The organism is Streptomyces venezuelae (assembly GCF_008642275.1).
Taxonomy (GTDB): domain Bacteria; phylum Actinomycetota; class Actinomycetes; order Streptomycetales; family Streptomycetaceae; genus Streptomyces; species Streptomyces venezuelae_E.
Genome location: NZ_CP029189.1, coordinates 4,500,236 through 4,521,131, shown reverse-complemented (window position 1 = coordinate 4,521,131; position 20,896 = coordinate 4,500,236). Strand labels below are relative to the sequence as shown.

Annotated in this window: 17 protein-coding genes; 7 read left to right on the top strand and 10 right to left on the bottom strand. The window is 71.2% G+C overall.

Annotation, left to right across the window (positions count from 1 at the left end):
• Positions 1-27: 27 nt before the first annotated feature.
• Both DEJ51_RS20185 and DEJ51_RS20180 read right to left on the bottom strand, forming a co-directional pair.
• Complete coding sequence (locus DEJ51_RS20185) at positions 28-2,652, bottom strand: serine/threonine-protein kinase (protein WP_411757330.1); 2,625 nt, start codon at positions 2,650-2,652, stop codon at positions 28-30.
• 161 nt (positions 2,653-2,813) lie between these two features.
• Positions 2,814-4,520 carry a glycerol-3-phosphate dehydrogenase/oxidase gene (locus DEJ51_RS20180; RefSeq protein WP_150258814.1) on the bottom strand — a complete coding sequence of 569 codons (1,707 nt, stop codon included), beginning with the start codon at positions 4,518-4,520 and terminating at the stop codon, positions 2,814-2,816.
• 228 nt (positions 4,521-4,748) lie between these two features.
• Here DEJ51_RS20180 and DEJ51_RS20175 point away from each other — a divergent pair, with 228 nt between their 5' ends.
• Positions 4,749-5,978 (top strand): nucleotide sugar dehydrogenase, encoded by a 1,230-nt coding sequence (locus tag DEJ51_RS20175; RefSeq protein ID WP_150258813.1) that lies wholly within the window; start codon positions 4,749-4,751, stop codon positions 5,976-5,978.
• 87 nt (positions 5,979-6,065) lie between these two features.
• On the opposite strand, the gene DEJ51_RS20170 is transcribed toward DEJ51_RS20175, so the two are convergent.
• From DEJ51_RS20170 to DEJ51_RS20155, 4 genes are all read right to left on the bottom strand, one after another.
• The gene (locus DEJ51_RS20170) at positions 6,066-7,190 is read right to left on the bottom strand and encodes a GuaB3 family IMP dehydrogenase-related protein (RefSeq protein WP_030767410.1); all 1,125 of its coding nucleotides are present in this window, start codon (positions 7,188-7,190) and stop codon (positions 6,066-6,068) included.
• A 142-nt stretch (positions 7,191-7,332) separates the two neighbouring features.
• Positions 7,333-8,832, bottom strand: coding sequence for an IMP dehydrogenase (gene guaB / locus DEJ51_RS20165; RefSeq protein ID WP_150258812.1), 1,500 nt, complete (start codon positions 8,830-8,832; stop codon positions 7,333-7,335).
• A gap of 313 nt (positions 8,833-9,145) precedes the next feature.
• On the bottom strand, positions 9,146-9,775 hold the full coding sequence (locus tag DEJ51_RS20160) for a sigma-70 family RNA polymerase sigma factor (protein ID WP_030389108.1): 630 nt from the start codon (positions 9,773-9,775) through the stop codon (positions 9,146-9,148).
• A 360-nt stretch (positions 9,776-10,135) separates the two neighbouring features.
• On the bottom strand, positions 10,136-10,747 hold the full coding sequence (locus tag DEJ51_RS20155) for a response regulator transcription factor (RefSeq protein ID WP_003948568.1): 612 nt from the start codon (positions 10,745-10,747) through the stop codon (positions 10,136-10,138).
• Between the two features lie 390 nt (positions 10,748-11,137).
• Here DEJ51_RS20155 and DEJ51_RS20150 point away from each other — a divergent pair, with 390 nt between their 5' ends.
• Positions 11,138-11,464, top strand: a complete 327-nt coding sequence (locus DEJ51_RS20150; RefSeq protein WP_030011164.1) for a WhiB family transcriptional regulator — start codon at positions 11,138-11,140, stop codon at positions 11,462-11,464.
• Between the two features lie 145 nt (positions 11,465-11,609).
• Here the strand turns inward: DEJ51_RS20150 and DEJ51_RS20145 are convergent, their stop codons facing one another.
• A complete protein-coding gene (locus DEJ51_RS20145) occupies positions 11,610-12,509 on the bottom strand; it encodes a LysR family transcriptional regulator (RefSeq protein WP_150258811.1) in 900 nt (299 codons plus the stop codon).
• An 88-nt stretch (positions 12,510-12,597) separates the two neighbouring features.
• Between DEJ51_RS20145 and DEJ51_RS20140 the strand changes: the two genes are divergently transcribed.
• The 3 genes from DEJ51_RS20140 (at position 12,598) to DEJ51_RS20130 (ending at position 14,908) form a co-directional block, all read left to right on the top strand.
• Positions 12,598-13,284, top strand: coding sequence for an MOSC domain-containing protein (locus DEJ51_RS20140; protein ID WP_150258810.1), 687 nt, complete (start codon positions 12,598-12,600; stop codon positions 13,282-13,284).
• 31 nt (positions 13,285-13,315) lie between these two features.
• Entirely contained in the window at positions 13,316-14,089 is a 774-nt protein-coding gene (locus DEJ51_RS20135) for an SDR family NAD(P)-dependent oxidoreductase (RefSeq protein ID WP_150258809.1), read from the top strand.
• 108 nt (positions 14,090-14,197) lie between these two features.
• Entirely contained in the window at positions 14,198-14,908 is a 711-nt protein-coding gene (locus DEJ51_RS20130; RefSeq protein WP_150258808.1) for an ester cyclase, read from the top strand.
• Between the two features lie 79 nt (positions 14,909-14,987).
• Here the strand turns inward: DEJ51_RS20130 and groL are convergent, their stop codons facing one another.
• Together groL and groES are read right to left on the bottom strand one after the other, a co-directional pair.
• Positions 14,988-16,616, bottom strand: coding sequence for a chaperonin GroEL (gene groL, locus DEJ51_RS20125; RefSeq protein ID WP_150258807.1), 1,629 nt, complete (start codon positions 16,614-16,616; stop codon positions 14,988-14,990).
• A gap of 112 nt (positions 16,617-16,728) precedes the next feature.
• Positions 16,729-17,037: a co-chaperone GroES gene (gene groES / locus DEJ51_RS20120; RefSeq protein WP_030011064.1), complete on the bottom strand. Its 309-nt coding sequence runs from the start codon at positions 17,035-17,037 to the stop codon at positions 16,729-16,731.
• A gap of 257 nt (positions 17,038-17,294) precedes the next feature.
• On the opposite strand from groES, the gene DEJ51_RS20115 reads away from it, so the two are divergent.
• Together DEJ51_RS20115 and DEJ51_RS20110 are read left to right on the top strand one after the other, a co-directional pair.
• Positions 17,295-18,350 (top strand): hypothetical protein, encoded by a 1,056-nt coding sequence (locus DEJ51_RS20115; protein WP_150258806.1) that lies wholly within the window; start codon positions 17,295-17,297, stop codon positions 18,348-18,350.
• Positions 18,351-18,557: 207 nt separating this feature from the next.
• Entirely contained in the window at positions 18,558-19,952 is a 1,395-nt protein-coding gene (locus tag DEJ51_RS20110) for an FtsW/RodA/SpoVE family cell cycle protein (RefSeq protein ID WP_150258805.1), read from the top strand.
• Positions 19,953-20,511: 559 nt separating this feature from the next.
• On the opposite strand, the gene DEJ51_RS20105 is transcribed toward DEJ51_RS20110, so the two are convergent.
• Positions 20,512-20,796, bottom strand: coding sequence for a hypothetical protein (locus DEJ51_RS20105; RefSeq protein WP_150258804.1), 285 nt, complete (start codon positions 20,794-20,796; stop codon positions 20,512-20,514).
• Positions 20,797-20,896: the final 100 nt, after the last annotated feature.

Sequence of the window (20,896 nt, the reverse complement as noted above, 5' to 3'; positions counted from 1 at the left end):
GTCGCCAGGGCCGCCCGCGTCCCGGGGTCAGCCGAGCGGCTGGAAGGTCTCGAAGGCGACGTTGCGCATCTGCGTGCACTCGGGGGCGTCCCACTGGTCGGCGGCGCAGCTGATCATGATCGCGTAGCCGTGCGTCGCGTCCAGCTTGAAGCCACGGTTGAGCACCCGGACCTTCATGCCCTTCTGCTCCCGCTCGAACTCCCAGTCGGCGACGGTCGGGTAGCCCCGGTAGTCCACCACGTCGATGCGGATCTGCCGGTATCCCTTGCTGTCGCTGGCCACTCCGGGGACCGACTTGATCCAGGCGAGGCGCGCGTCGTCGCCGGGCTTGCCGGTGTAGTCGACCTGGATCCGCGGGAAGCCGCCGTTCTCGCGGGCGTATATGCCGCCGGAGTTGTCGCCCGCTATGGCTATCTGCTTGAAGCCCTCGGGCATCGCCATCGAGAAGTGGAACCCGAACTCCTGGATCAGGGCGTAGCCCGCGGGGAGGGCGCCGCCCGCACCGCCGGACGTGGCGCCCTGGCCCTGGCCCGTAGCCGGGGACTGCTGCCCCTGGCCCGGCTGGCCACCGGTGGCGGTTCCCGTACCGGCACTGCCGCCACCGGCCGCCTCGCCCGTGTTCCCCGAGGGCTTCGGGGAGGTCTCCCCGGTCCCGGCGCTGCCGTTGCCCGCGTTGCCCGGGTCCTTCGGGGCCGAGGCCGCCGGAGTGGGCTTGTCGCCGCCCTTGCTCTCGTCCTTGGGGTCGTCGTCGCCACTGAAGGCGTAGGCGATGAGCGAGCCGACGACCGCCAGCACCACGACCACGGCCGCTGCGGCGAGCACGAGGGTGCGGCGCTGCATGACGTCCGTGAGCGGAGCCTTGACGGGGGACGGCTTGGACTTCGGCGGCTCCGCGGCCGAGACGGCCGTGGTGGCGGCCGCGGCCGTCGCCGCCTTGCGGGCAGCCTTCAGCGCGGCGCGGGCGCGCTCGCGCTGCTCGCGTTCGCGGCGCTCGCGTTCCTTCTTGGCCGCGCGCTCGGCCGCCTTCTCCGCCTTGTCGGCGGCCGCCTTCTCCACGGCCTCCTTGGCGTCGGCCAGCGATATCTGGCGGGTCTCCTCGGCCGCCGGAGCCGCCACGGGGGCCGGCGCGGGCTCGGGCGCCGCGAGGACGGCGTTCAGCATCGCCCGGGTGCGGGTCTCGTCGAGCCGGTGTACCGGGTCCTTGGCGAGCAGGCCGTAGATGACCTCGGCCAGCGGACCGGCGTTCTTCGGCGGGTCCACCGGCTCGGTCATCACCGCGGTGAGGGTGGCCAGCGCGGACCCCTTGTCGTACGGGGGCACCCCCTCGACGGAGGCGTACAGCAGACCGCCGAGCGACCACATGTCCGCGGGCGGGCCGGGCTTGTGGCCGCGGGCGCGCTCGGGGGAGATGTAGGAGGGGGCGCCGACGAGCATGCCGGTGGAGGTGACGGAGGGGTCGCCCTCGACCTGCGCAATGCCGAAGTCGGTGAGGACGACACGGCCGTTGCCGGCGATGAGCACGTTCGAGGGCTTCACGTCGCGGTGCAGGATGCCCTGGCCGTGCGCGGCGCGCAGCACGTCGAGCACCGCGAGGCCGACCTCGGCCGCGCGGTGCGGGGTGAGGGGGCCGTTCTCCCGTATGAACTCGGCGAGCGAGGGGCCCTCGATGAGCTCCATGACGATCCACGGACGGCCGTCCTCGTCGACGACGTCGTAGACGGTGACGGCACCGCCGCTGCGGATCCGGGCGATGGCCTTGGCCTCGCGGAGGGTACGGGTGATGAGGCGTCGCTTCTCGTCCTCGTCGACCCCGGTGCTGAAGCGGAGTTCCTTGACGGCGACGGTCCGGCCCAGGGTCTCGTCCTGGGCCCGCCAGACGGTACCCATCCCACCCTTGCCGAGCACGGCGCCCAGCCGGTACCGCCCGGCCAGCAGCCGTCCCTCGTCCTCGCCGCTCGCGGCGGCCTTGGCCGCGGCGGCCTTGACGGCTGCGGCCATGGCGTCGGCCTTCTCGACGACCGGATTGACCACCGGCTTTCCGGCCTCGGGCACGGCCCGGCCGGGCCTACCGCCCTCGGCCTTGTCCAGCCCCGGCTTCGCAGCCGGCTTGGCGTCGGCGGGCTCCGCGGCGGCCGACTCGGCGGCCTTGCCCGAACCGGGCTTCGGCGCCGTGGTCTTGTCCCCGCCGGGCTTCGCCCCGGACGACCCCGCGGCCTTGCTCAGCACGGGCTTCACCGCAGCCGCAGCATCCGCAGCCTCACCGGAAACCGCAGCACCGTCCACGGACTCCCCACCGCCGGGCTTCACCCCAGCCGCAGCATCCGCAGCCTCACCGGAAACCGCAGCACCGTCCACGGACTTCCCACCGCCGGGCTTCGCCGCAGGCGCGGCGTCAGCCCGCTCGGCCCCGGCGGGCTTCGCCGCATCCGACCCGGCAGCGTCGGGGTCCGCCGGCTCCGCCGCAGGCACGGCGTCAGCCACCGGCCCGGCGTCCGCGGGCGCAGCCACCGCCTTCCCCCTGCTGGGCTTCGCCGCAGGCGACCCCGCAGCCGAAGCCGTGGCGCCAGCCCCGGACTTCTCGCTGCTGGGCTTCGCCGCAGGCGACCCGGCAGGCGATCCGGCAGGCGACTCGGTGTGCTCCGGCTTCGACATGCGTCCCCTCTGCGATCGTGCCGCTGCTCCGCCTGCCCCAGCGGCTGAGCGACCCGGCGGCCGGGGCCCGCGATAACCCGCCCCGGCAGAAACCTCATTCTTCCTCACTCCGCAACGGACGGGCGCCCCGGGTCCACGGTTCCCCCCTCCGCATCCCGGAGTTACAACGGAACGATGTCGGGGGCGCCCAGCCGCGCCGCGTCCGCCGTCTGGTCGTCCGGCTGGCGCTGCGATTCCCGCTCCGCCTGGACCCGCTTCTCGTAGTGCTCCACTTCCTTCTCGATCTGCTGCTTGTCCCACCCCAGCACCGGCGCCATCAACTCCGCGCACTCCCGCGCCGACCGCGTCCCCCGGTCGAAGGTCTCGATCGAGATCCGGGTCCGCCGCGTCAGTACGTCGTCCAGGTGCCGGGCCCCCTCGTGCGAGGCCGCGTACACGATCTCCGCCCGCAGGTAGTCGTCCGCCCCCGTCAGCGGCTCACGCAGCCCCGGGTCGGCGGCCATCAGGTCCAGCAGTTCCTCCGTCAGCGACCCGAACCGGTTCAACAGGTGCTCCACCCGCACCACATGAAGACCCGTCCGGGACGCGATCCGTGCCCGCCCGTTCCACAGCGCCCGGTACCCCTCCGCCCCCACCAGCGGCACGTCCTCCGTCACGCATTCGGCCACCCGCTGGTCGAGCCCGTGCACGGCCTCGTCGACCGCGTCCTTCGCCATGACCCGGTACGTCGTGTACTTGCCCCCGGCGACCACCACCAGCCCCGGCACCGGGTGCGCCACCGTGTGCTCGCGCGACAGCTTGCTCGTCGCGTCCGACTCCCCGGCCAGCAACGGGCGCAGGCCCGCGTACACGCCCTGGACGTCGTCGCGGGTGAGCGGCACCGCCAGCACCGAGTTGACGTGCTCCAGCAGGTAGTCGATGTCCGCGCTCGACGCCGCCGGGTGCGCCTTGTCCAGGTCCCAGTCGGTGTCCGTCGTTCCCACGATCCAGTGCCGGCCCCACGGGATGACGAACAGCACGGACTTCTCGGTCCGCAGGATCAGTCCGGTGCTCGAATGGATCCGGTCCTTCGGTACGACCAGATGGATGCCCTTCGAGGCCCGGACGTGGAACTGGCCGCGCTCCCCGATCAGCGCCTGGGTGTCGTCCGTCCACACCCCCGTCGCGTTCACGACCTGCTTGGCCCGGATCTCGTACTCACCGCCGGCCTCCACGTCGCGCACCCGCGCGCCGACCACCCGTTCGCCCTCGCGCAGAAAGCCGATGACCCTCGCCCGATTGGCGCAGTGCGCCCCGTACGCCGCGGCCGTCCGCACCAGCGTGGTGACGTAGCGCGCGTCGTCCATCTGGGCGTCGTAGTACTGCAGGGCGCCCACCAGCGCGTCCTTGCGCAGCGCCGGCGCCACCCGCAGTGCGCGTCCCCGCGACAGGTGCCGGTGCACGGGCAGTCCGCGTCCGTGGCCGCTGGAGACCGACATCGCGTCGTACAGCGCGACGCCCGCGCCGGCGTAGACCCGCTCCCAGCCCTTGTGCTGCAGCGGGTACAGGAAGGGCACCGGCTTCACCAGGTGCGGGGCGAGGCGCTCCAGCAGCAGGCCGCGCTCCTTGAGGGCCTCTCTCACGAGGGCGAAGTCGAGCATCTCCAGGTACCGCAGACCGCCGTGGATCAGCTTGCTGGAGCGGCTGGAGGTACCCGAGGCCCAGTCCCGCGCCTCCACCAGGCCGGTCGACAGGCCGCGCGTCACGGCGTCGAGCGCGGTGCCTGCGCCCACCACGCCCGCGCCCACCACCAGCACGTCCAGTTCCCGCTCGGCCATCCGGGTGAGGGCCTCGGCCCGCTGTGCCGGCCCCAGTGTCGCTGTCCTCACGGCTGCCTCCCGTTGGTGCGGATGAGATCCCGCTCACATGCCCCGTTCCACGATTCTGACCGCCCGCACCCACATCAGCCACCGCCTGTGGACAACACAACGGTGGCGTTCACCCCAGAATCCGACATATCTGTCATATATAAGCCTAGTCTGACATTGCGCCAGCTCCCCTGCCCTCCGGAGAACTTGCGCGGCAGCCCCCGCATTCAGGGAAGGGACGGCACCCCCATGCCCGCAGATCTCGCCGTCATCGGACTCGGCCATCTCGGCCTCCCACTCGCCCAGGCGGCCGTCGCCGCCGGAATCGAGACGGTCGGCTACGACAGCGGTCCGGTCACGGACTCCACCCTCACCGCCGCCGAGATCCGCCGCATGTCGGCGGCCGGCTTCCGCGTCACCACCAACCCCGCCGAGCTCGGCCGGGTCCGCACGGCCGTCATCTGCGCGCCCACCCAGCTCGGAGCGGACCGCGCACTGGACCTCTCCGCCGTCGGTGAGGCCGGCCGCGCGCTCGCCGCCCGGCTGCGCCCCCACACCACCGTGATCCTCGAATCCGCCGCCCACCCCGGCGTCACCGAGGACTACCTCCGCCCGATCCTCGAAGCCGGCTCCGGGCTGCGGGCGGGGCGGGACTTCCATCTGGCCTACTCCCCCAGCCGCCACGACCCCGGCAACCGCACCCACGGCATCTCCAACACCCCCAAGGTGATCGGCGGCCTCACCCCCGCCTGCACGGAGTCCGCGCACGCCTTCTACGCCCGCCTCACCGAGAAGGTGGTCCGCGCCCGGGGCCTGCGCGAGGCCGAGACCGTCCAGCTCCTCGAAACGAACTACCGCCACGTCAACATCGCCCTCATGAACGAGATGGCGGTGCTCTGCCACGATCTCGGCGTCGACCTGTGGGACGTCATCCGCTGCGCCGAGACCAAGCCGTACGGATTCCAGGCCTTCCGCCCCGGTCCCGGCGTAGGCGGCCACGGCGTCCCCCTCGACCCGAACTACCTCCCCCACACCACCCGCACCCCCGGCCACCCCCTGCGCATGGTCGGACTGGCGCAGGAGATCAACGACCGGATGCCGCAGTACGTCATCCAGCGCTCGGCCACCCTGCTGAACGAACACGGCAAGTCCGCCCGCGGGGCCCGCGTCCTGCTCCTCGGCGTCACCTACAAGCCCGACCTGGCCGACCAGGAGGGCTCCCCGGCCCGCGAGATCGCCAGCCGCCTGCTCGACCTGGGCGCGCTGATCAGCTACCACGACCCGTACATCACGGGCTGGCGGGTCAGGGACCAGCCGGTCCCCCGCGCCGAGTCGCTCTACGAGGCCGCCGCGAACGCGGACCTGACCATCCTGCTCCAGCACCACCGCACCTACGACCTGCAGGGCCTCGCCGTGAAGGCCCAGCTGCTCCTGGACACCCGCGGCGCCAGCCCGGCGGGCGCGGCCCACCGCCTCTGACCGACGACCAGGGGGTTCCGGCCCCCCGAAGAGGACGAGGGCCGGCACCCCGTGCGGGGTACCGGCCCTCCGGCGTACGCGAAGCGATCAGCGGCTGTGCTGCGAGTCCGCGATCGTGACCTCGACCCGCTGGAACTCCTTGAGCTCGCTGTAGCCGGTGGTGGCCATCGAGCGGCGCAGCGCGCCGAAGATGTTCATCGAGCCGTCCGGGGTGTGCGAGGGACCGGTGAGGATCTCCTCGGTGGTACCCACGGTGCCGAGGTCGACCTTCTTGCCGCGCGGCACGTCCTCGTGGACGGCCTCCATGCCCCAGTGGTTGCCCTTGCCGGGCGCGTCGGTGGCACGGGCCAGCGGGGAGCCCATCATCACGGCGTCCGCGCCGCAGGCGACGGCCTTCGGGATGTCGCCGGACCAGCCCACGCCGCCGTCGGCGATGACGTGCACGTAGCGGCCACCGGACTCGTCCATGTAGTCGCGACGGGCCGCGGCCACGTCCGCGACGGCGGTCGCCATCGGGACCTGGATGCCGAGCACGTTGCGCGTGGTGTGCGCGGCGCCGCCGCCGAAGCCGACGAGGACGCCGGCCGCGCCGGTGCGCATCAGGTGCAGGGCCGCGGTGTAGGTGGCGCAGCCGCCGACGATGACCGGGACGTCGAGCTCGTAGATGAACTGCTTGAGGTTCAGCGGCTCGGCGGCGCCCGAGACGTGCTCGGCGGACACGGTGGTGCCGCGGATCACGAAGATGTCCACCCCCGCGTCGACGACGGCCTTCGAGAACTCGGCGGTGCGCTGCGGGGAGAGCGCGGCGGCGGTGACGACACCGGAGTCGCGCACCTCCTTGATCCGCTGGCGGATCAGGTCCGCCTGGATCGGCGCGGAGTAGATCTCCTGGAGGCGGCGGGTGGCCGCCTCCTCGTCCAGCTCCGTGATCTCGTCGAGCAGCGGCTGCGGGTCCTCGTACCGGGTCCACAGGCCTTCGAGGTTCAGCACGCCGAGGCCGCCGAGCTCGCCGATGCGGATGGCGGTCTGCGGGGAGACGACCGAGTCCATGGGGGCGGCCAGGAAGGGGAGCTCGAAGCGGTACGCGTCGATCTGCCAGGCGATCGAGACCTCCTTCGGGTCCCGGGTACGCCGGCTCGGGACGATGGCGATGTCGTCGAACGCGTACGCCCTGCGGCCGCGCTTGCCGCGCCCGATCTCGATCTCAGTCACGTGTGGTGGCCTTTCCTCTGGGTCTGCCCGTCCAGTATCCCCGAACGCCGGGGGCATGCGTTCCGGTGACCGCTGTACGGACGGCCGTGCGGCACGGCGAAGGGGGCGGGCCCTGTGGACCCGCCCCCTCGGCTCATACCGTTCAGCCCTTGCGGGAGTAGTTCGGTGCCTCGACCGTCATCTGGATGTCGTGCGGGTGGCTCTCCTTGAGACCCGCCGAGGTGATCCGGACGAACCGGCCGCGGTCCTGCAGCTCGGGGACCGTGCGGCCGCCGACGTAGAACATCGACTGGCGCAGGCCGCCGACGAGCTGGTGGACGACCGCGGAGAGCGGGCCGCGGTAGGGCACCTGACCCTCGATGCCCTCGGGGATGAGCTTGTCGTCGCCGCCCACGCCCTCCTGGAAGTAGCGGTCCTTGGAGAAGGACTTCTGCTCGCCACGGGACTGCATCGCGCCGAGCGAACCCATGCCGCGGTACGACTTGAACTGCTTGCCGTTGATGAAGAGCAGCTCGCCCGGGGACTCCTCGCAGCCCGCGAGCAGCGAGCCGAGCATGACCGTGTCGGCGCCCGCGACCAGGGCCTTGGCGATGTCACCGGAGTACTGGAGACCGCCGTCGCCGATGACCGGGACGCCGGCCGCCTTGGCGGCGAGCGAGGCCTCGTAGATCGCGGTGACCTGCGGGACGCCGATGCCGGCGACGACGCGGGTGGTGCAGATGGAGCCGGGGCCGACGCCGACCTTGATGCCGTCGCAGCCGGCGTCGATCAGCGCCTGGGCGCCGTCGCGCGTGGCGACGTTGCCGCCGATGACGTCGACGGTGGAGTTCGACTTGATCTTGGCGACCATGTCGCCGACCAGGCGGGAGTGGCCGTGGGCGGTGTCGACGACGATGAAGTCGGCACCCGCCTCGATCAGGGCCTGGGCGCGCTCGTACGCGTCACCGGCGACGCCGACGGCCGCGCCGACGAGGAGCCGGCCGTCCTTGTCCTTGGCGGCGTTCGGGTACTTCTCGGCCTTGACGAAGTCCTTGACCGTGATGAGGCCCTTGAGGATGCCCGCGTCGTCGACCAGCGGAAGCTTCTCGATCTTGTGGCGGCGCAGCAGCTCCATGGCGTCCACGCCCGAGATGCCGACCTTGCCCGTGACCAGCGGCATCGGGGTCATGACCTCGCGCACCTGGCGGCTGCGGTCCGACTCGAAGGCCATGTCGCGGTTGGTGACGATGCCGAGGAGCTTGCCGGCCGGGTCGGTGACCGGAACGCCGGAGATCCGGAACTTCGCGCAGAGTTCGTCGGCCTCGCGCAGCGTCGCGTCCGGGTGCACCGTGATCGGGTCGGTGACCATGCCGGACTCGGAGCGCTTGACCAGGTCGACCTGGTTGGCCTGGTCGGCGATGGAGAGGTTGCGGTGCAGCACGCCGACGCCGCCCTGACGGGCCATGGCGATGGCCATGCGGGACTCGGTGACCTTGTCCATGGCGGCGGACAGCAGCGGCACGTTCACGCGCACGTTGCGCGAGATGAGGGAAGAGGTGTCGATCGCGTCAGGCGCCATGTCCGACGCGCCCGGCAGCAGCAGCACGTCGTCGTAGGTCAGTCCGAGCGTGGCGAATTTGTCGGGCACTCCGTCGGCGGTCATGACACCTTCCCAAATGGTCTTGCTCAGCGCGGATGTCCATGCTAACGGGATCCCGAGGCGTCTCATTCCACGACCAAGGTCAAGCAGAATTTTCGTCGTTTCCTACGACTGCAGCCTGTGACCGGGGTCCACACCGCGCCACCTTCGCGGACCCGCGGGGACCGTCACGGACCCGCGCGAGCACGCGGACCGCGAGCACCGCACGGACCGCGAGCACCGCGCGAACCACTCACTCGGACCACTCGGACCACTCGCCGGTCGGACCGCGAGGACCGCTCCGACCGCGGAGGGTCCTCCCGTCCGCCCTGCTGCCCTACTGCTCCGCGAGCGCCCGCAGCCGGCTGAGCGCGCGGTGCTGGGCCACGCGCACGGCCCCCGGGGACATTCCGAGCATCTGCCCGGTCTCCTCCGCGGTCAGCCCGACGGCCACCCGCAGCACGAGCAGCTCGCGCTGGTTCTCCGGAAGGTTGGCCAGCAGCTTCTTGGCCCAGGCGGCGTCACTGCTCAGCAGCGCGCGCTCCTCCGGACCCAGCGAGTCGTCGGGCCGCTCCGGCATCTCGTCGGAGGGCACGGCCGTGCTGCCCGGGTGCCGCATGGCGGCCCGCTGCAGGTCAGCGACCTTGTGTGCGGCGATCGCGAAGACGAAGGCCTCGAACGGCCGCCCGGTGTCCCGGTAGCGCGGCAGCGCCATCAGGACGGCGACGCAGACCTCCTGCGCCAGGTCTTCCACGAAGTGACGAGCGTCACCCGGCAGACGCGAGAGCCGGGTGCGGCAGTAGCGGATCGCAAGGGGGTGCACGAAGGCGAGCAGGTCATGCGTGGCCTGCTCGTCACCCTCCACCGCTCTGCGCACGAGCGCGCTGACGCCCCCGGCACTGCCGCCTTTGGCGGCGCCGGTCGGGCCTGTGGCCGCGGGTGACCCCAGGGCCTCGTCGTCGCGCATCAATCCATGGTGCCTTGACGCCGGAGCATCCGCGCCGCCATGGCCCTTGTTGTGCATCGAAGCGTTATGAGCAGGTGCGCCGGAACCCATCGTCTGCGCCCTCCCCTCCCGCTCGGCCGAATAGTCCCCGAGAGACTCCACACCCTCAAGGATGCGGCATCGCGCACGAAGCGAGACGTCCCCCGGATTGTGCCCCGCCAACCCCCGGGTGCGCACCGGGTACGGCGGGGGTAGGGATGCCCTCGACAACAGGAGCCGTCGAGGGCGGCGCGCCGCCCCGTCCGCGGGTGGCGGACGGGACCGCTCTCGACGATCGGCGGCCTGCGGCGGACCGCGCCGGGCCCGGCCACGACCGGGGGGTCAGCGGACCAGACCCCAGCGGAAGCCGAGTGCCACGGCGTGCGCCCGGTCCGAGGCGCCGAGCTTCTTGAACAGCCGGCGGGCGTGCGTCTTGACCGTGTCCTCGGAGAGGAAGAGCTCGCGCCCGATCTCCGCGTTGGACCGGCCGTGGCTCATGCCCTCCAGCACCTGGATCTCGCGCGCGGTGAGCGTGGGCGCGGCGCCCATCTCGGCCGAGCGGAGCCGGCGCGGGGCCAGTCGCCAGGTCGGGTCGGCGAGGGCCTGGGTGACCGTGGCCCGCAGCTCGGCGCGCGAGGCGTCCTTGTGCAGGTACCCGCGGGCGCCGGCGGCGACCGCGAGGGCCACGCCGTCCAGGTCCTCGGCGACCGTCAGCATGATGATGCGGGCGCCGGGGTCGGCCGAGAGCAGTCGGCGGACCGTCTCCACACCGCCCAGCCCGGGCATCCGTACATCCATCAGAATCAGGTCGGAGCGGTCGGCGCCCCAGCGGCGGAGGACTTCCTCGCCGTTGGCAGCCGTCGTCACACGCTCGACGCCGGGCACGGTGGCAACCGCGCGGCGGAGCGCCTCTCGGGCAAGCGGGGAGTCGTCGCAGACGAGGACGGATGTCATGACCGCCCTCCGCAGCTGCTGATGCGCGTCACCTTGAGCCTCCAGGCTGGTACGTATCGTCACCTGTGCGGTCGATGCTCCCGGACACCTGTCCGAGAACTTATTGGTTCAACCGCCTTCGCACTCTCAACGATGGTCACTCGAAAGAGTTACGGGTCGGACGGACACCTTCAGCACTCTACGTGAGGAAGCGATCACGGCGTAGGAGCCACGAGCCGCTTGTCCTCCATCTGGAGCTATGCCCTATTTGGCGGCTTTCCTTCCGTTTGGCACGTGTCTGAGGCTAGATTCCCAATGAGTCATATTTACATCTACTCCGACAGTAGGTGTGGAGACCCTTGGAGACATGGACCGTATCCGCCTCAGTACCGGCACCAAGAGGGACTACCAATGGCAGATTTCTCCCGCCTCCCCGGACCGAACGCCGACCTGTGGGACTGGCAGCTGCTAGCCGCCTGCCGCGGGGTCGACAGCTCCCTCTTCTTCCACCCGGAAGGCGAGCGGGGCGCGGCCAGGAGCGCGCGCGAGGCCTCGGCTAAAGAGGTCTGCATGAGATGCCCGGTGCGTTCGGAATGCGCCGCGCACGCACTCGCCGTCCGGGAGCCCTACGGGGTGTGGGGCGGCCTCACCGAGGACGAGCGCGAGGAACTGATGGGCCGCGCCCGGCACCGCCTGATCCCCGCGTCGAGTGCGATCGGACCGATCGCGCCGAACTGAGAGCCGGCCGACGAAGCGTCCGAAGGAACGTTTCTTCGAATCACCGGCACACCCGGGCGTGTCGCCGCCCGGCCCGCGTTTCACCCGTTCGGCCCAACCGGGCCGTCCGGTGTGCGCCCCCGGCCGCCGCCGGGGGCGACGCGGGTCAGCGCGCGGCTGCCCGTTCCAGCTCCGCCAGGGTCGCGGCCACGGCCGGCACCCGGGCCAGGTCGGGCAGGGTCAGCGCGACGATCTCCCGCTCGACCGACGGCTCCACCGCCACCGTGCTCACGCCCTTGGCGCGTACGGACTCCACCGCGAGCTCCGGCAGCACGGCCACGCCCAGCCCCGCGCCGACGAGGCCGACCACCGCCGGGTAGTCGTCGGTGGCGAAGTCGATGCGTGGGGTGAAGCCCGCACCCTCGCACACGTCCACCAGATGGCGGCGGCAGCGCGGACAGCCCGCGATCCAGGGCTCGTCCGCCAGCTCCGCCATGCCCACGCGCTCCGCCCCGGCCAGCCGGTGCCCCTGCGGAACCAGCCCGACGAGCCGGTCCGTCAGCAGCGGCCGCACCACGAGGTCGTCCCACTCCGCGGCGGAGTGGTCCGCCCCGCCGTAGCGGAAGGCCAGCGCCAGGTCGCAGTCGCCCTCGCGCAGCATCTCCACCGAACGCGGCGGCTCCGCCTCGACCAGCGAGATACGGGTCCCGGGGTGCTCGGCGCGCATCGCCGCGAGCGCGGTCGGCACCAGCGTGGAGCTGCCGCTGGGGAAGGACACGAGCCGGACCCGGCCCGCGCGCAGCCCGGCGATGGCCGCGACCTCCTCCTCGGCGGCGGTCAGCCCGGCGAGGATCCCCGCGGCGTGCCGGACCAGGGCCTCGCCCGCCTGGGTCAGCCGCATCTCGCGGCCGGTGCGGATGAGCAGCGGAGTGCCGGCCGACTGCTCCAGGGCCTTCATCTGCTGGGAAACGGCGGGCTGGGTGCAGCCGAGCTCTCGGGCGGCGGCGGAGAAGGACCCGGTCCCGGCGACGGCGCGCAGAACCCGGAGATGGCGTGCTTCGATCACCTTTCGAGCATAAGCCCCGCTTTGATTCGTGCGCGAATAGAGCGGTGTGACTTTGAGCCGGCGCGGTCGGCGTGGTCCCATGGGTTCCATGCAACTGATCTCGGTGAACCTCGGCCGCGCCACGGCCGTCGACTACACGGACTCGGAGGGCGGGCTGACGGGCATCGGCAAGCGCCCCGTCGCCGGACCGGTCCGCGTCGTCGCTCCGGGCCCCCGGGACACCGGCCTCGGCAGCGGCCTGGTGGGGGACGCCGTCTGCGACCGGCGCCACCACGGCGGCGACCACCAGGCCGTCTACGCGTACGCCCGCGAGGACCTGGACCTGTGGGAGCGGGAGCTGGGCCGCGAGCTGCCCGGCGGGATCTTCGGCGAGAACCTCACCACCTCCGGCATCGACCTGAACACCGCACGGATCGGCGACCGCTGGCAGGTCGGCACGGACCTCGTCCTCGAAGTGGCCTCGGCCCGCATCCCGTGCCGGACCTTCCAGGGAGCCCTGGGTGAGGCGGGCTGGGTCAGGCGGTTCACCCAGGAGGCCCGGCCGGGTGCGTACCTCCGGGTGATCGAGGAGGGTTCGGTCTCCCCCGGCGACCCGATCCGGATCGTCCACCGGCCGGACCACGAGGTGACGGTGCAGCTGTGGTTCCGTGCCTTCACCACCGAGCGGGCACTGCTGCCGCTCACCCTGGCCGCGGGCGAGGCGATGGAGCCGGGCGCCCGTGAACGGGTTCGCCTGTACGTGGAGAAGTACGGGGCGGGGACCGGGGCGAGGTAACACCGTCACCCCGGGGAGCTAGGTTGCGCCTATGACGACTGCGTTGATCACGGGATCCACGGCGGGCATCGGCGCCGCCTTCGCCCGGCGGCTGGCCGCCCAGGGACACAATCTGGTGCTGGTGGCACGGGACACGAAGCGGCTCGGCGAGCAGGCCACCGAGCTGCACGACCGGCACGGCATCGAGGCCGACGTGCTGGCCGCCGACCTCTCCACGGAGGAGGGCATCGCGGCGGTCGAGCAGCGCCTCGGCGACCGCACCCACCCGGTGGACCTGCTGGTCAACAACGCCGGTTTCGGCAACAAGGGCCGCTACCTCGAAGTGTCCATGGCCGACGAGCTGACCATGCTGAAGGTGCACGTCGAGGCGGTCCTGCGGCTGACCTCGGCAGCCGCGGAGTCGATGCGCTCGCGCGGCCGCGGCGGCGTGATCAACGTGGCCTCGGTCGCCGCCTTCGTACCGCGCGGCACGTACGGGGCGAGCAAGGCCTGGGTCGTGCAGTTCACCCAGGGCGCGGCGCGGGACCTGACGGGGTCCGGGGTGCGGCTGATGGCGCTGTGCCCCGGGTTCGTCCGGACGGAGTTCCACCAGCGGGCCGGCATGGGCACGGACAACATCCCCGGCTGGATGTGGCTGGACGCCGACAAGCTGGTGGCCACGGCGCTGGCCGACCTGGCCCGCGGGAAGACGGTGTCGGTTCCCGACCCGCGGTACAAGGCGCTGATGGGCGTGGTGAAGCTGACGCCGCGCGGGCTGCTGGGCGGGATGTCCTCGCGCACGGGCCGCAAGTACGGCCCTCAGTAGCCCTGGAGGGTGCCGGAGGGCGCCCCCGAGGGGGCCCCACCACAAGCGGCCGACCGGCTGAAATCTCCCTAAACTGGACCTGTCCCATCCAGCGCGGGAGGCGACGCGATGACATTCGTACAAGTGATCGATTACGAGACCAGGCGGTTCGACGAGATGAACGCGCTCATCGACCGCTGGGCGGAGCAGAGCAGCGGCAGGCGCACCGCCACGCACACGATGATCGGCCAGGACCGCGAGGCCCGGAACCACTACGTCGACATGGTGGAGTTCGCCTCGTACGAGGAGGCCATGAAGAACTCCCACCTCCCCGAGACGGACCGGATGTTCCAGGAGATGGTGGCGCTCTGCGAAGGCATGCCGAAGTTCATGAACCTGGACGTGGTCCGCGACGAGCACCTCAACAAGCAGCTCGCCAACCGGGTGTTCGAGGAAGCGGCCATGGGCGGGAACATGAGCGTCCTCGACGAGTGCTTCGCGACGAACTACATCGACCACGACGTCAGCAAGGCCGAGTCCACCGTCGTCGGGCGCGACGCCATGCGGTCGGACATGGAGGCGTGGCGCGCGGGCTTCGACATGACCTTCGAGCCCACGGCCCAGCTGGCCGAAGGCGACATGGTCACGACGGTGTGGAACTGGACCGGCATCCACAAGGGCCCGTTCATGGGAGTCGCACCGACCGGGAAGACGTACTACATGTCCGGGAGCACCACGTTCCGGTGCCTGGACGGAGAGATCATCGAGGGCTGGTGGCACTACAACCCCGGCGCCCTGCAGCAGCAGATGGGCGCAACGGGTTCCCCGTACGGAACCTGACGCCTCACCACGGGGAAAACAACGGGAAGGCCCCGTTCCGCGACTGCGGAACGGGGCCTTCCTGGCGTGGTGCGTGCGATCAGTGGCTGTGGCCGTGACCGTGGCCGTGACCGGCGTCGCCCTCGTCCTCCGCCGGCTTCTCGACGACCAGGGTCTCGGTCGTGAGCAGCAGGGAGGCGATGGAGGCGGCGTTCTCCAGCGCGGAACGGGTGACCTTCACCGGGTCGATGACGCCGGCCTTGACCAGGTCGCCGTACTCGCCGGTGGCGGCGTTGAAGCCCTGGCCCTTGTCGAGCTCGGCGACCTTCGAGGTGATGACGTAACCCTCGAGACCGGCGTTCTCGGCGATCCAGCGCAGCGGCTCGACGGCGGCGCGGCGCACGACCGCGGCACCGGTGGCCTCGTCGCCCGACAGGCCGAGGTTGCCCTCCAGGACCTTGACGGCGTGGACGAGCGCGGAGCCACCGCCGGAGACGATGCCCTCCTCGACCGCGGCGCGGGTCGCCGAGATGGCGTCCTCAAGACGGTGCTTCTTCTCCTTGAGCTCCACCTCGGTGGCGGCGCCGACCTTGATGACGCAGACGCCACCGGCGAGCTTCGCCAGGCGCTCCTGCAGCTTCTCGCGGTCCCAGTCCGAGTCGGTCGACTCGATCTCGGCCTTGATCTGGTTGACGCGGCCGACGACCTCGTCGGAGGAGCCGCCACCGTCGACGATGGTGGTGTCGTCCTTGGAGATGGTCACGCGGCGCGCCGTGCCCAGTACGTCCAGACCGGCCTGGTCGAGCTTGAGGCCGACCTCCTCGGCGATGACGGTGGCACCGGTGAGGGTGGCCATGTCCTGGAGCATCGCCTTGCGGCGGTCACCGAAGCCGGGGGCCTTGACGGCCACCGCGTTGAAGGTGCCGCGGATCTTGTTGACGACGAGGGTGGAGAGCGCCTCGCCCTCGACGTCCTCGGCGATGATCAGGAGCGGCTTGGAGGCGCCGGCCTGGATGACCTTCTCCAGCAGCGGCAGCAGGTCCTGGATCGAGGAGATCTTGCCCTGGTTGATCAGGATGTACGGGTCGTCGAGGACGGCCTCCATACGCTCCTGGTCCGAGACCATGTACGGCGAGAGGTAGCCCTTGTCGAAGGCCATGCCCTCGGTGAACTCCAGCTCCAGGCCGAAGGTGTTGGACTCCTCGACGGTGATGACACCGTCCTTGCCGACCTTGTCCATCGCCTCGGCGATGAGCTCGCCGACCTGCTGGTCCTGCGCGGAGAGCGCGGCCACGGCGGCGATGTCGGACTTGTCCTCGATCGGGCGGGCGGTCGCGAGGAGCTCCTCGGACACGGCCTTGACCGCGGCGTCGATGCCCTTCTTCAGGGCGGCCGGGGAAGCACCCGCGGCGACGTTGCGCAGACCCTCGCGGACCAGCGCCTGGGCCAGCACGGTGGCGGTGGTGGTGCCGTCACCCGCGATGTCGTTGGTCTTGGTCGCCACCTCCTTCACGAGCTGCGCGCCCAGGTTCTCGTACGGGTCGTCCAGCTCGACCTCGCGAGCGATGGTGACACCGTCGTTGGTGATGGTGGGGGCGCCGAACTTCTTGTCGATGACGACGTTGCGGCCCTTGGGGCCGATCGTCACCTTGACCGTGTCGGCAAGCTTGTTGACGCCGCGCTCGAGGGCGCGACGGGCGTCCTCGTCGAACTTCAGGATCTTCGCCATGGGAGCGGTTCAGCCCTCTCGGAAACTCGGGTTTAACGAGCTACGCCCCTAGCCGCCCGGCAATCAGCGGGGTGACCAGGGGCGCAGCTCAAAGCAGTACTGAAGAAGAGAATTACTTCTCGACGATCGCGAGCACGTCGCGAGCCGAGAGGACGAGGTACTCCTCGCCGCTGTACTTCACTTCGGTGCCGCCGTACTTGCTGTAGAGCACGATGTCGCCGACGGTGACGTCCAGCGGGAGACGCTGGCCGTCCTCGAAGCGACCCGGGCCCACCGCGAGGACGACGCCCTCCTGGGGCTTCTCCTTCGCGGTGTCCGGGATGACCAGGCCGGAGGCCGTGGTCTGCTCGGCGTCGAGCGGCTGGACCACAATGCGGTCCTCAAGCGGCTTGATGGCAACCTTGGAGCTGGCGGTCGTCACGATCCGACCTCCCCCTTCGGAGATCCGGGGTTAACTGTCTGAGGTGGCGACCAGGTCGATCCGTCGTCGCGGGTGCCGGACCTGCCTGTCGCTGTGTTGGCACTCACCCGGGGTGAGTGCCAGGTGCGAGACTATTCCGGCGATTAGCACTCGGTCAAGCGGAGTGCCAATTCCCGACCGCCGGGCGTTGCGCGGAGGGGAACCGGAACGCCACCCAACGGGGCTCCCAGGCCTCGGGGATCGCTACCCTCCGGCCCATGACCTGGAGAAACGCAGAGCTCCGCTGGCGCGACATCATCTCGATCACCGTGGGCCTGGTGATCGGGATTTCCGCCTTCGCGTTGGCCGGACCGCGGCTGACGACCAAGCTGACGGGGGTGGAGGGCAGCTTCCGCGCGGAGCAGTGCGGGGGGCAGAAGGACTACGACGGGGTCGAGAAGCGGGCGTGCACCGGCTCCTTCACCGCCGCCGACGGCTCGTTCACCATCCACCGGATCGCGGCCGAGGGCCTGTTCGACACCGATCCGGCCGGGCCGGTGCCCTCCCGCGTCGCCGGACCGTCGGCGACCGAGGCCGTGCGGCCGGGGCTCATGTCGCTGGCACCCCTGCTGGGCATCGGGGCGATCGGCTTCGCGTACCCGCTGTGGGTCCTGATCGCGGTCACCCGCGACCTCCTGACCCGCCGCCGACGCCGCCGGGGGGTCGGTAGGGCTGGGGCTGGGGCTGCGGCCGGGGCTGGGGACGCGGCCCCTGTCACCGCCGCCACGGCCACGGCCACCAGTGCCGGTAGCGGTGCCGGTGGCGGTACCGGCAGGACGAACTCCGGCGTGCGCTGGATCCACGCCGTCCCGATCGCCCTCGGTATCGCCGTCGGGATCTACATGTGCCATGCGGCGGTACCGCGGCTCATCACCCAACTGACCGGGGTGGAAGGCACATTCCGCGCCGAGCACTGCGCGTGGGGCGAGCCCGACTCCGACGGGGAACGGGCGATGAGGTGCACGGGGGACTTCACCGCCGCCGACGGCTCGTTCACCCTCGCCGGGGTCAAGAGCGACGGCACGTTCGACGAGCGGCCGAAGGCGCCGGTGAGCGCCCGCGCCAGCGGCCCCTCGGCCGACCATGCCGTGCAGATGGACTTCGCCGGCTCGCTCGCGCCGATAGGCATGGGGCTGACCGCCTTCGCCTTCCCCGCCTGGGCACTGACGGCAGCCACCCGCGACGCCCTCGACCGCCGCAGGCGCCGCCGGGCCGACCCCCCGGACACCGTCGCCCCCGACCCCGGCTCGTGGGGGCCCCTGCCGTCGCGGTGACCGCTGCGACGCGGGGCTGCGGCAGGGTGCGGAACGCCCCCGAAGGAACCATCGGGAGGACATCAACGTCATAGACGATATGAAGATAAAGCGCCTCATTGCCGAGCAGATCGGACCCATCGATTCCGCTGACCCCGGCGTACCGGGCGCCTCGTCCTCACCCCCACCGCCCTCCCCGTCCGCCCCCGAGGTCGGTGGCGGCGTCCCGTGCGTGGGCTGAAACCCCTGACGCCAGCGGTCTCCCGGCGCCGCACCGAGGCGCTGCTCCTGGTCTTCGTGACCGCCATCGCCGTCTTCGGTCACGCCGCCGCGGGCCTCGCGATGAACGGCGAGCTGCCGCCCAAGTTCGTCGACTTCACCGTCAGCATGACCCTGCTGTCCCTGGTGGGGCATCTGGGCGTACGCCGTTTCGCCGCCTACGCCGACCCGCTGATCTTCCCGCTCGCCATGCTGCTGACCGGCCTCGGACTGGTACTGCTGCACCGCCTCGACCAGGGCTACATCGAGCGCTACAACTCGGACGCCAACGCCCCCGGCCAGCTGATGTGGACGGTGGTCGGAATCGCCGCCTGCCTGCTGGTACTGGCGCTGCTGCGCGACCACCGGCTGCTGCAGCGGTTCATCTACATCAACATGGCCGTCGCGCTGGTGCTGCTGATCGCACCCGCCTTCTTCGGTGCGGACACCTACGGCGCGAAGCGCTGGATCAAACTCTTCGGCTTCTCCCTGCAGCCCGGCGAGTTCGTGAAGATCATGATCGCGATCTTCTTCGCCGGATACCTGGTCATCCACCGGGACTCGCTGGCCCTGACGGGCCGCAGGTTCCTGGGCATGCGGCTGCCCCCGATGCGCCAGCTCGGCCCGATCGTCACCGTGTGGATCGTCTCCATGCTGGTCCTGGTCTTCGAACGCGACCTCGGCACCTCGCTGATCTTCTTCGGGGTGTTCGTGGTGATGCTGTACGTCGCCACCGAGCGCACCAGCTGGATCGTCTGCGGCCTGCTCATGGCCTCGGCGGGCGCCTTCGTGGTCGGCTCGACGGAACCGCACGTCAAGGCGCGTGTGGCCGCGTGGCTCAACCCGCTGTCGTACTACTGGGAGAACCGGCCGGCGGGAGTCACCTCGGACCAGTCGGCGCAGGCACTGTTCAGCTTCGGCACGGGCGGGGTCTCCGGCACGGGACTCGGCCTGGGCCACCCCGAGCTGATCGCGTTCGCCGGGCGCAGCGACTTCATCCTGACCACGGTGGGCGAGGAACTGGGCCTGGCCGGGGTCATGGCCGTGCTGATCCTCTACGCGCTCCTCGTACAGCGGGGGCTGCGGATGGCACTGGGCGCCCGCGACCCGTTCGGCAAACTGCTCGCGGTGGGTCTGGCGGCGGCGCTGGCACTGCAGGTCTTCGTGGTCGCGGGCGGCGTGACGGGCCTGATCCCCCTCACGGGCAAGGCCCTGCCCTTCCTGGCCAAGGGCGGCTCGTCCCTCCTGGCCAACTGGATCATGATCGCGCTGCTCCTGCGCATCAGCGACAGCGCGGAACGCCAGCGCGAGGCGGACACCCACGGCCCGGTGGAGACGACGATCACGCCGGTGGTGCGGGTGTAGGGGTACGAGGCTTCGCGCAGCCGGCGCCTTTCCCCCTCGCCCCCGCCCCACTGCCCCGGCGGCTGCCCACCCGCCCCTGTCGGCGTTCCGGGGGAGGCCGGTTGCCTGCGAGACAGCGGCTCCGGAGGGCCGATCCGGCGGGCCGGTGGTGGGTGATGCGGGCGGGGTTTCCCGTCAGTCCCATCGTCCCTCCGGGGCGGGCCGGCCCCTCAAGGACGCTCCTCCTACGTCGTCGCGTCGCTACGCGATGGCCTCCGGCCACCCTTGACCGACCGACCCGCCCCGGACATCCGAAGACTGGCGGGAAACCCCAAAAGAAGGAGCCGGACGACACTTCCAGGGACGGGACGGTCGACGATGTCCGGCCTGGTCGGGCGCCGGGACGACCGAGAGGCGGGCCCATCCAGACCCGGGCCCGGGGCAGTGCCGGGGAGGCGCATCAGATCGCTACGCGCTCCTCGCCCCCCGGCGTCCGACGACCGTCTTGGGCCCGGGCACCGGGACCCTCTCACTGAGGGCGCTCGACGACTGTCAGGGGCCGTTGCGGGCCGTTGGACGGCTAAGCGGAGGCGACGACCTCGCCGGCCGTGACCTGCGGGGGGTTGGGCAGGAACCGGGCCAGGTTGTCGCGCACGAACTGCGCCGCCCGCTCGATCGACTCGTCGGCGCCCGCACGGTCCCGGAAGACGCTGGTGGACACCATCACCCCGTCTCCGGCATCGACCCAGAAGTACGCCACGAATCCCGGGACCTGGCGCATGATCGGCACGAACCCCTCGTCGACGATGCGCCCGGCCTCGGCCGGGTCGGTCACGCCTTCGTACCGCCGGACTGCTGCGTACATGGTCGGTCTCCTCAAACGGTGCTCGATGTCGTCGTCGAGAAGAGGGCGTACCCCGACCGGCAGGTGGTCGGCCCACGCCCGCCCGCCAATCACCGGAAGG

Coding starts and splice junctions, on each gene's coding strand:
- DEJ51_RS20185 (WP_411757330.1), bottom strand. CDS start 2,652: ATGTCGAAGCCGGAGCACACCGAGTCGCCTGCCGGATCGCCTGCCGGG.
- DEJ51_RS20115 (WP_150258806.1), top strand. CDS start 17,295: ATGACCTGGAGAAACGCAGAGCTCCGCTGGCGCGACATCATCTCGATC.
- DEJ51_RS20160 (WP_030389108.1), bottom strand. CDS start 9,775: ATGCGCGACGACGAGGCCCTGGGGTCACCCGCGGCCACAGGCCCGACC.
- DEJ51_RS20105 (WP_150258804.1), bottom strand. CDS start 20,796: ATGTACGCAGCAGTCCGGCGGTACGAAGGCGTGACCGACCCGGCCGAG.
- groL (WP_150258807.1), bottom strand. CDS start 16,616: ATGGCGAAGATCCTGAAGTTCGACGAGGACGCCCGTCGCGCCCTCGAG.
- DEJ51_RS20130 (WP_150258808.1), top strand. CDS start 14,198: ATGACATTCGTACAAGTGATCGATTACGAGACCAGGCGGTTCGACGAG.
- DEJ51_RS20135 (WP_150258809.1), top strand. CDS start 13,316: ATGACGACTGCGTTGATCACGGGATCCACGGCGGGCATCGGCGCCGCC.
- DEJ51_RS20150 (WP_030011164.1), top strand. CDS start 11,138: ATGGCAGATTTCTCCCGCCTCCCCGGACCGAACGCCGACCTGTGGGAC.
- DEJ51_RS20175 (WP_150258813.1), top strand. CDS start 4,749: ATGCCCGCAGATCTCGCCGTCATCGGACTCGGCCATCTCGGCCTCCCA.
- DEJ51_RS20140 (WP_150258810.1), top strand. CDS start 12,598: ATGCAACTGATCTCGGTGAACCTCGGCCGCGCCACGGCCGTCGACTAC.
- DEJ51_RS20155 (WP_003948568.1), bottom strand. CDS start 10,747: ATGACATCCGTCCTCGTCTGCGACGACTCCCCGCTTGCCCGAGAGGCG.
- guaB (WP_150258812.1), bottom strand. CDS start 8,832: ATGACCGCCGACGGAGTGCCCGACAAATTCGCCACGCTCGGACTGACC.